General features: G+C 50.3%; 5 protein-coding genes and 3 pseudogenes. 4 read left to right on the top strand and 4 right to left on the bottom strand.

Translation table 11 applies throughout. The features are described from left to right. From MO867_RS24115 to MO867_RS19070, 3 pseudogenes are all read left to right on the top strand, one after another. Positions 1 to 341: pseudogene (locus MO867_RS24115) on the top strand (IS66 family transposase); the annotation flags it as partial. 10 nt (positions 342 to 351) lie between these two features. Beyond that, a pseudogene (locus MO867_RS19075) lies at positions 352 to 543 on the top strand (IS66 family transposase); the annotation flags it as partial. Between the two features lie 119 nt (positions 544 to 662). Continuing rightward, positions 663 to 920 (top strand): annotated as a pseudogene (locus tag MO867_RS19070) (IS66 family transposase); the annotation flags it as partial. Positions 921 to 1,090: 170 nt separating this feature from the next. On the opposite strand, the gene MO867_RS19065 reads toward MO867_RS19070, so the two are convergent. The 4 genes from MO867_RS19065 to MO867_RS19050 are packed head-to-tail and all read right to left on the bottom strand — an operon-like array spanning position 1,091 to position 7,104. Further along, a complete protein-coding gene (locus MO867_RS19065; protein ID WP_252472101.1) occupies positions 1,091 to 2,404 on the bottom strand; it encodes a lysine N(6)-hydroxylase/L-ornithine N(5)-oxygenase family protein in 1,314 nt (437 codons plus the stop codon). Positions 2,405 to 2,406: 2 nt separating this feature from the next. After that, positions 2,407 to 4,227: an IucA/IucC family protein gene (locus MO867_RS19060; protein WP_252472098.1), complete on the bottom strand. Its 1,821-nt coding sequence runs from the start codon at positions 4,225 to 4,227 to the stop codon at positions 2,407 to 2,409. After that, positions 4,224 to 5,204 (bottom strand): GNAT family N-acetyltransferase, encoded by a 981-nt coding sequence (locus tag MO867_RS19055; protein WP_252472095.1) that lies wholly within the window; start codon positions 5,202 to 5,204, stop codon positions 4,224 to 4,226. The genes MO867_RS19060 and MO867_RS19055 overlap by 4 nt, the downstream gene beginning before the upstream one ends. 34 nt (positions 5,205 to 5,238) lie before the next feature. Beyond that, the gene (locus MO867_RS19050; RefSeq protein WP_252472092.1) at positions 5,239 to 7,104 is read right to left on the bottom strand and encodes an IucA/IucC family protein; all 1,866 of its coding nucleotides are present in this window, start codon (positions 7,102 to 7,104) and stop codon (positions 5,239 to 5,241) included. Positions 7,105 to 7,284: 180 nt separating this feature from the next. Here MO867_RS19050 and MO867_RS19045 point away from each other — a divergent pair, with 180 nt between their 5' ends. Next, on the top strand, positions 7,285 to 8,511 hold the full coding sequence (locus MO867_RS19045; protein WP_252472090.1) for an MFS transporter: 1,227 nt from the start codon (positions 7,285 to 7,287) through the stop codon (positions 8,509 to 8,511). Positions 8,512 to 9,179: the final 668 nt, after the last annotated feature.

Here is a 9,179-nt window from a genome sequence, read left to right as displayed (position 1 = left end):
AAAATGGTATGAATAGCAAAAATAGCAGCATACCGCCATCACAAGATCAAAACCGTAAGAAAGAGAAAAAGACTGCAGGAAAGCGCAAAGCCGGCGGCCAACCTGGGCGTAAAGGCATCACTCTGACGCCGATTGATAATCCTGACGCTATTGAGACTCTTAAACTGGATCGCCGCACTTTACCCTGCGGTACTTGGCAGGAGGTAGGCTACGAGCGGCGCCAAGTTATCAACCTCCATATCCAGCGCCCTGTCACCGAGTATCGTGCCCAAATTCTGGAGAATGAACACGGCCAACGCCACGCAGCTGAATTCCCTGCGGGTGTCACTCGTCCAGCGTAGTTACGCTTGTACTCATGCCTTGTGCAATGCCCACCACTTACGTGAACTGACCTATGCGCATGAGGAAGATGGGCAGCGCTGGGCCAGGAATATGCACAAGCTACTACTGGAGCTGCACGATGCTGTTGAGCTCGCAGGCGGTGCCTTACCGGAGGGGCAAGCCAAGCGCTGGAGAATACATTACCGAAAACTCCTCGGCTGAGGAGATACCGAGTGCCCGGTACCGGATGCAACGTCGCCCCCCGCCGAGGCTGACTTAAGCGTAGTAAATCTCGCAATCTATTGGAACGGCTTCGTGACTATTAAGAGGATGTTCTTCGTTTTATAGAGTACGCTGAAGTACCGTTTAACAATAATCAGGGAGAGCGAGATCTTCTCATGACCAAGGTACAACAAAAAATCTCGGGCTGCTTTCGCTCTGAAGAGGGTGCAAGAGCTTTCAGCCTTATTCGCTCCTACCTATTGACCTGTCAGAAAAATAAGATCGCCTCCGGAGAGGCATTAACGCAAATACTTAACGGAGAATGGCCTGATTTTTTATTAGAAAAGTTCAAATCTTTGGAGGTTGGTGCTGAATAGTTACCTGATATCAAGCATACGATAAATGACCACATGGGTATTTTCGTCGATACCCCAAGGTGATATTGGAAGTGACTACGATAAAAATAAATACTCTACAACCATGGGTCCGTGGTCGATTCAGATCCTGGCTTATATTGGTTGATCCGACCACAGAATTCACAAAGGTATTAAGCTACAGCAACCTGCTCCGCTTGTGGTGTTATCCATTTCATAAAATTACTGGTTTGCTGATTATCATACTCAGCGCTACCGTGTAGATCATTGACCACTTGAGCGGCACGCCAGGCCGAAAGACTCAACTGTGGTTCCGCAATACCGTGACTGCTACGACCGGTACCCAGGAAATACAGACGTCGCCCGCTCTCATCACCAGAAAGTTTTGCCGCAAAGGCATCATCTAGCAACAGCCGCCCCTCTCTATCACGGGCAATCTGCTCTTGGAGTGGTGCCATACAGGGAGGTAGAGCCTCACACAGGCCGGTGCACAAAATCACGATATCCGCATCAATCCACTCGGTACCATCAGCACTACCCAGCAAGCGATTTTCTAACTGTAGCTGGTAATCGCAGCGATGAGACATCCCCACTAACTCACGGTTGGGCATTAACGACACACACTCAGAGTTTTTTTCCAGATGCACAAGACGATAAAACAGCTGATAAAGTTCTTTGAGTGTATCCGGTGAGATACCATCAGATGCCAATTTTTGCTCGGCAATCACTTCCTCGCGGCGCTGTGGACTCAGCTGGCGGAACACGTCGACATACTCAGGGGTAAACCAATCATTGGTAAAAGGGGTTTCATCCAGTGGCAAGTAATTGCTGCGACGGGATACCCAAGTAACCTTCTGAGGGCGACCCCAGTGTTTATTCAGAAGATTAATAACCACCTCCGCACCGGTTTGGCCACCGCCGATAACAGCCACCCGCTTGCCGCTCACATCCGGGTTGCGCAGAGCAATTTCCAAGGCATGGAAACAATTGTCGGACAGTAGCGAACGACTACACTCAGGAATATTAGGTTTTTTGCCCGCCGCAACACAAAGATTCTTTGTGTGGACCTGTTCGCGACCGTTGGGACCATGCACGTCCAGCTCAAAGTACTCGCCATTATCCACCACGCTCTGTACACGACTATTCATTTGGATAGAATCCAGACGGCGCGCCGCCCAAGACAGATAGTCGGCGAACTCTCGACGGGTCACGGTGCGCTGCTCAGCGTGCAGGAAGTCATAAAAGCGCTTGTTTTCCACCAAGTACATCAGAAAACTGCAGGGGTTGCTGGGGTCTACTGGTGTCACCAGGTCCTTCAGGTAAGAGGTCTGCATCATAGCGCCCGGTAGCATTAAACCCGGGTGCCAGGAAAATTCCGCTTTGGCTTCAAAGAAACGATGGCTTAGAGATTTATCACGCATTAAAGCGGCAACCGCCAAATTAAAAGGACCGGCTCCAATACCGGCGAGATCTAGTAAGTTACTCATAATTAAGCCTCTACAGCCGAAGCAGTTTCTGGTTGTCGTATGTGTTGTTGTGACTCTTGCTCGGCGAGCCAGAGGGGGTTGTCGAGGTCGCCGCCGACAATAGGAACTGGGCGTTCGGCACTGTCATCGTAGCCCTGTCGCAGACGCACCCGATTTATACAGACCCGCTCAATATGCGGGCGAAACAGATTAAACTGCTGAAAGCGCTCCGCCATAGAGGCGGTATCCTGTATGGCCGATGCTTGATAGCGGCGCAATACTCGGGCCAGAACTTGGTAGAATTCCAACTCCTTCAACCCGCACTCTGTCATGAGCTGAGTAGACAAATATCGCAATACGGTGACAAAGTGGCCGGTGAACAGGTCGTGAATAATATAATTAGCTGGCAATTCGTCGAGCGCTTTCGCCGCGGCCTCGGGCAGATCGGCGCGATCGGGGAAATTCCCCTGAGCAAGACGTAGATCCCCCTGAAAATCCTTTAACAGTACACGCACGACCTTGTTATCACGAAGTACTAAAGTCAGGTTTTGCGAGTGCGCCACCAGGCCAACACCATAACGGCTGAGCAGGTGATAAAGTGGTACTACAGTAGCGTCAAACAGCTGCTCAAGCCACGCTTGAACCGAGAGGCCGGAAGCCTCAATCAAGGCGCTTACGACAGACTTACCACTGGCATCTCGCTGCAGCAGCGCGGCCATTAAAAGATGGCGCTCACCCTCAACGCACAAGCTTGCGGGGCTCTGCCGCCAAGTAGCCCCCAGTAATTCGCGATAGCGATAGGGAGTGCCATCAATCAATTCATGATGGAGGTGTGGCACGTGCACGCCGGCCAGTTCCTGCAGAACGCCAGTGCCACGCGCCTGCAACTGTTCGTCCCGCTTACATAGCTGCTCCATCCACTCGGACAGTGCCGGTCCGCAACGCATAAACTTGCCCGGAATCCCCCGGTAGCAGGAGGTATTCAACACCGTTAACGGCAGCTTCACATGCAAAGCCTGCGGACGTGCCAGGTTCGACAAGGTTCGCAGCGACACCTGAGGCAGGTACTCATCGCCAAATTCACCGAGCAAGACCAATTCGCCACGAAAAATCTGTTGAGCATAGTGCTGACGGATATGGTGTTGCCATTGCCAAGGATGCACCGGCAAAGGTAAGAACTCCTGCCAATTGACCCCCTTTTCTTGGCAGACGTCGTCCAACTGATGAAGCTCTTTTTCACTCAGGCTTTCGGCCAATAGCTTTGGCCAGTCCCATTGGGTGCTACTACCGCTCACAGTCAGTTCGCGCCTGACCGCCAACCATAGTAAGCGCACCCCCTGAGCAGCCTCGGTACCATAGGTATTAAACTCCTGCGCCCCCCAACCAATTCGCCCTTTATTTACCATCGCTTTGGGGTGACCATCCAACAAACATTGCAGCTGCTCATCCGGTAAAGCGGCCAAGGTTTGCGCGTCCAGCCGCTCACGTTTTTGCAGCAGGTTTACATCGGCTACCAAGGTATTGGCAAGCTCGTGTAACAGGTTGCCCAAAGTGCTTGGGGTGGCTTCAAGATCTTCACCAGCATCGATAAAAAACTGTGCCGCATCATCGGCAGGTAGAGTCTGTCCATCGCTTTCCCGTTCGATGCTCTTCGAATCGATTAACAACCAATCCCAAATAGTCATCTGCCCCTTGAAACGGTAAATTACACCTGAGGTGAGAGTCACAGAGTAACGGCCATCCTCTTCAGCCCTTGCGCGCAGCGCTTGCTCATAGCAGAGCTCCGCCATTGACTTTTGCAACAGAGCTCTATTGGCCTGCTTCCAATATTTATCCGCGCTCATACGCCCCCCATATTTCGCAAAAACTCATCTCGATTGCACATCACCAGAGCTGCGCGCTTGTGTGGAAAATCAAACTCTTTAATTTTTTTCCAGCCAAATGTACCGTTGATATATCTGAGAAGCGCCCGATTATCTGCGCGGGGTTCTCCAACCAGGCTTTCTGTGCGAGCATCATCCAAAAACATAAAATGAGAAACCCCATTAAACCAAGCCTGCGCAAAACGCTTACCAAGGAAACGCTTATCGCCAACCAGCATATGAACGCCCCGATCAAATGGCTGGCATTCATAATATGGGGCTATCCGATCCTCAAACGCCCAATAAATTTCAAAATACGCGAAGGGCTTCTCGTCGAGGCAAGCTATCAAAGGAAGCTTGTGAGGGTCCTGAATAACGGATTCAATAAATTTCCGCTGTTTATTTACATCCCCTTCCTCTTCCCAAAATTGGGCTACCCGCTTCTGATTCATCCAGTCAGTAAATTGCTCTAGATCCCTTTCCAAATCGAAGTGGCGCAGGCTGAACTCCATTTTCAGGGAATGAAAATAACGCCGATATACTTCTCCTTGAGACGCCTCCGTACGCAGCGGATGTCGAACCCCACTTTTATTCTCAACCCACTGCAAAGGAAAATTACCATCATTATTGCCGCGATACCAAAGCTTTGTGCGCTGATAGAAACCCCTGCGGGATACACGACCTATGACTGCATCCTCCTCGGCAATATCGATATTTTGTACCGCCGAATTCAGAGCAAAAAACCAATCAAACCACGAATCCAGTTCTGTCAGATGAGTATCACCTGAGAATAATTTAAATCGTGCCGTCTCGCGCCCGATAACATATTCAATTTGAAAATAATTATTTTCATTTAACTGACATCGATACCCGACAATGGCTGTTTTCCAGCTGCGTCCATCTGCAAGCTGGCCGCAGTCCGCCTGAGGTAGTTCAAGCATTGCTGTTGTATTGGTCATAAATCTATCCTTTCAACTTTCTGCAATACTTGGATCAAACTTCGGCAGCTTCGGTTGTTGTTGACACCTTCAGTGGGTTTGCCATTTTGTGATAGATCGAAAGCGGGTCCTCGGTAGTGGTTTCATTCATACCAATAACGGCACATTGGAAATTTCCCTTTGCCCAAATTTCCTCAGCATTGAGCAGATACTCCAAACAACTGTGATCGCGTCTTTGACCTTTATTTAATAGTTCCAGGCGCTCTCTCAGCTGACTTAATAGTTGCCGCTCGGATAATAAACCTGCTGCAGAAAGCGCGCTAATCAAACCAAAACAGCTATTGACGATGAGGTAATAAACAAACAGACGATTTGCCATCTTTTCATCAATTACATTCTCACTACTCTGCGCTAAATTAGGCAGGTAGGGCTTAAGCAGCTCCTCACCGACACGGCTATAGCCACTGCCTTGGCAATCCCTGAAATAACCGGCAACCGGTAACGCACCTTCAAAGGTTAAAATCAGGTTTTGCTGATGCGCGCCGAATAAGATACCGAAGTCCGCCTGAGCAATTAGCAGAGGCTCAATCACTGCATCGAGAAAAGCGCCAAACCAGCGCCTAGCTGCGGCCCCGGTAGAAATTTCTCCATCTTCAGCAAATCGAAAAACCAGCTGGGCTGCCCGACAGGAATCTCCGCTGGGGTTATCCTGAGTCAAAGTCGCCAGCAAACAGGTATTTTCAGCAGATTCATTGAGGAAGGGATTTTCCCGAAACATGACCAGGCTTTCTATAATTTGCTCTCCACAACTATCGGCAAGCATCAGATAGGCTGGCTCAGCCAACACTTGAAAACGCGGGTAGCGGTTGGCAAATTCCTGCCCCAGCGGAGTTTGCCGTACTTTTAACACCTCCAGGCCGCGTACCATTTCTTTTGGTTGCAGGGTGCGTACCGAATTTGTCAACCGCAGGCTGAGAGAAAATTTGAGCATATAAGGGCTCTTGCCACTATAAATAGCGCGCAGCGAGGAAGTCGCCCGCCAAGGCTCACCACCCAGCCCCAACTGAATAATTTTTCCACTCGCAAGTAACTCGGCAACACGCGGGTCTTCACACAGCTGACGCCACTGCCAGGGATGTGCCGGAATCGCTATAAACCCCTTCGGTGCTGGAGGCGCACCGTCCGTACTGCGAACTAATTCTGAAAACTGCTCTGCGCTGATTTCAGCTCCGCTGGCTGACCTTAAAAATTGTGGGTCCACTCCCAGCCATAGCAATGCAAACTTATTGCCAAATTCTGGCGCAAAGCGTTCGGCATCCTCATCGGTGAAGGGATCTCGGCTTTTGGGCGTGGGATGGATAGAGTGACCGCACAGAAGCGCCTGTTCCGACTCGGAAAAAGTGAGTGGTTGGTTGAATAATGTTTCAATATCAGCACTGCGCGCCGCCAAAGCCTGGGACATGTTTTTGACACTGGCCGAAACCCGGCGGGTGAACTGCGCTCTGGCTTCCGGTACTGCGCAGGGGAAAAATGTAGGTTCTTCTGCGACCAACTGCGCCGCAACAGCCAATTCAATTGGCTTGTCAATACCCTCGGCGGTTCGCCACACCATGGGTAACACAAACTGATGCCGACCACACTCACTACGGTATGATGCGTTCAACCAAAGTTCGGCAGCACTTGCCGGTAGAGCAATACGCACCGCCGGTACGCGGATACCTTCCGGAAATCGCTGATCAGACCGCTCATACCAGCTGCCGCTATCGGTTTCACGCAGCAGGGCATTAAAGAAACAATTGGCAGACAGCCTTTCCGCAGCGACATTGAGCTCAGTATCCCCAGTAGTGACAACTGGATTTTGAGAAAAAGCATCGCCATCGATGCAGCCAGCTTGGGCCGCATCGGATCGAGGATTGTTCATGGTAGTGATTCTTTTTTAACCTAAATCTAAGTGAGAATGGTTTGCATTTGTTGAATGATGCAGGTAAATTCCCTGCACTTCAAGTCCGTAGCTAGAGAAATGATCTGGCTATGAACCCTTACACAGGAAAGCTTCTTGTCTTTCTTGTGCGTTTTTTATTTATTGTTTGCGGAGCCCCGAATGCGGCGTTCTCTGAATACGGCCCAAAATCACCAGCGTAAAATCAACATTGTGGTAGCCAGCCAGGGAGCCGCCCAGGTAGTGCTACTCACGCAAATTCCTTTGATAGTCGAGCGCTGCGGCCTGAGTCTAGCCAGTATTGGTGGCCTGGTGGCCTTGGGTACTTTTTGCCTGATGATTGCCGGACCTCTGTGGGGAGAAATTGGCGACCGGATTGGACGCAAGCCGGTATTGCTCGCAGGATTGATCGGAGCTCTACTCGCGCAGTGCCTCTTTGTAGGGCTATTACTCGCCATCGCGCAGGGACACCTAGACCAGAGCAACGCCCTTTTGGCCCTGGCTGCCAGTCGTATTATTTACGGGCTCAATGCCGCCGCTATTTTTCCTTGCTGCCAAGCCTGGGCCATCGAATTGGGAAACGCAGACAAACGTTTATCGATTCTGTCAAGCCTGAGCGCAGCGGCAAACCTAGGGCGTGGATTAGGACCTTTACTCGCCCTGCCCGCGCTTCTTGCAGGTGCACTCTGGCCGCTTGCCTGGTTGATATTGCTACCTCTAGCCGCGCTGCTGTTAACCACCAGCCTGCCGCAGGGGAACAATACGGCGTCCGCTGAAATAACCCAGGAGCACAACTCCCTACCTCCCGGTGCGCTCGCTCTTTTTGCCACAGCGCTACTCGGTACTGTCAGTATCGGCCAGCTGCAAGTCGTCATGGGGCCTGCGCTAAAGGATCTTTACGGCCTAAGCGCTCTAGGAGCCTCATCCACTACCGCCGTTTTACTGGCGGCCGTGGCGATCTGTGGGTTCCTGGTTCAGGTAACACTGGTGCGAAAACTGAAAGCACCGCAGCTTAGTTTTATACTGGGTACCGCCTTCCTGTGTGCGGGTAGTGTTTTACTTTCCACAACCCTGGGCAGCCTATTCGCAGCCATCGGCCTATTGATATTTGTGGTAGGCATTGCATTTTTGGTGCCGGGTTACAGTGCCCTACTAAGCCAGTCGCAGCAGCGCAATGGCAGGTTATTTGGCCTGTTATCTCTAATGCATACCGGTGGCTATACCGTTGGTTTCGCTATCGGCGGATGGCTGTATGAAAAAGAACCACAACAGCCCCTGTTAGGAATGCTGATTAGCGTCTGCCTGATTGCAGTATTCGCTATCATCGCCATATTTATTGACAAAAAAAAGATTGCAGCAAGCCGAATACGATTGTTAAGGGACTCCTGAATCATTCAGAAGCTCCTTAACATCGTTAGCAGCCGTATAGTTAGTAGGGGTCACCAGCTTACCCAATAAATCACCCTTCAAATTACACGGCTTACCTTTTTCTGGACTGATATAGGGCATCGCGGCCATATCCGATTGTTCATCGAGGCACCTTTAATTTTACTTAATCGATCGGCACATAATCTAGGGAGCTCTTGAATTGTGGCAGCGAGACCCAGTGCCGCCAGTATTTGAATTGACTCCAAGCAGCCAGTAGCTAGGGAGCCCCTGAATGCTCATATTTTGTCCAGATGAATACCTCAAAGAGAGGCCTTCAGAGCACCCACCAGAGCAGTACTCTGTCACGAAGATGATAAATCCGAATATCCCTTCCATCTAAAGTGGCTAGATTTCTTATCTTTATGCTGGCTTTAGATGAACCGCAACTTTGAAAGCAATTTTAAAGCGTTAGCAGGACCAATAGAGCCTTTATTCACTACGCTCGTAAAATTTTAAAAAGGAGAGATCAGGGTACTGCTTCAAATTTTCCTAACTGAAGACCACCCAGCATCAGTCATTAAGTCAGAAACCCGGATAAATGATCTCGCTAATTTTTTAGTCTTTTCTTTACCCCCCAACACTTCGGACAGTTTCATACAGCTATAGCCCCATAGTCACTGTACTGCTCG

Origin of the sequence: Microbulbifer okhotskensis (assembly GCF_023895975.1) — a bacterium.
In the GTDB taxonomy this organism is placed as follows: Bacteria; Pseudomonadota; Gammaproteobacteria; order Pseudomonadales; family Cellvibrionaceae; genus Microbulbifer; species Microbulbifer okhotskensis.
This window is presented reverse-complemented; position numbering and strand designations above follow the sequence as displayed.

Bases quoted from the DNA above. Each gene is read 5' to 3' on its own strand.
- MO867_RS19065 (WP_252472101.1), bottom strand. From the start codon at position 2,404: ATGAGTAACTTACTAGATCTCGCCGGTATTGGAGCCGGTCCTTTTAAT.
- MO867_RS19060 (WP_252472098.1), bottom strand. From the start codon at position 4,227: ATGAGCGCGGATAAATATTGGAAGCAGGCCAATAGAGCTCTGTTGCAA.
- MO867_RS19055 (WP_252472095.1), bottom strand. From the start codon at position 5,204: ATGACCAATACAACAGCAATGCTTGAACTACCTCAGGCGGACTGCGGC.
- MO867_RS19050 (WP_252472092.1), bottom strand. From the start codon at position 7,104: ATGAACAATCCTCGATCCGATGCGGCCCAAGCTGGCTGCATCGATGGC.
- MO867_RS19045 (WP_252472090.1), top strand. From the start codon at position 7,285: ATGCGGCGTTCTCTGAATACGGCCCAAAATCACCAGCGTAAAATCAAC.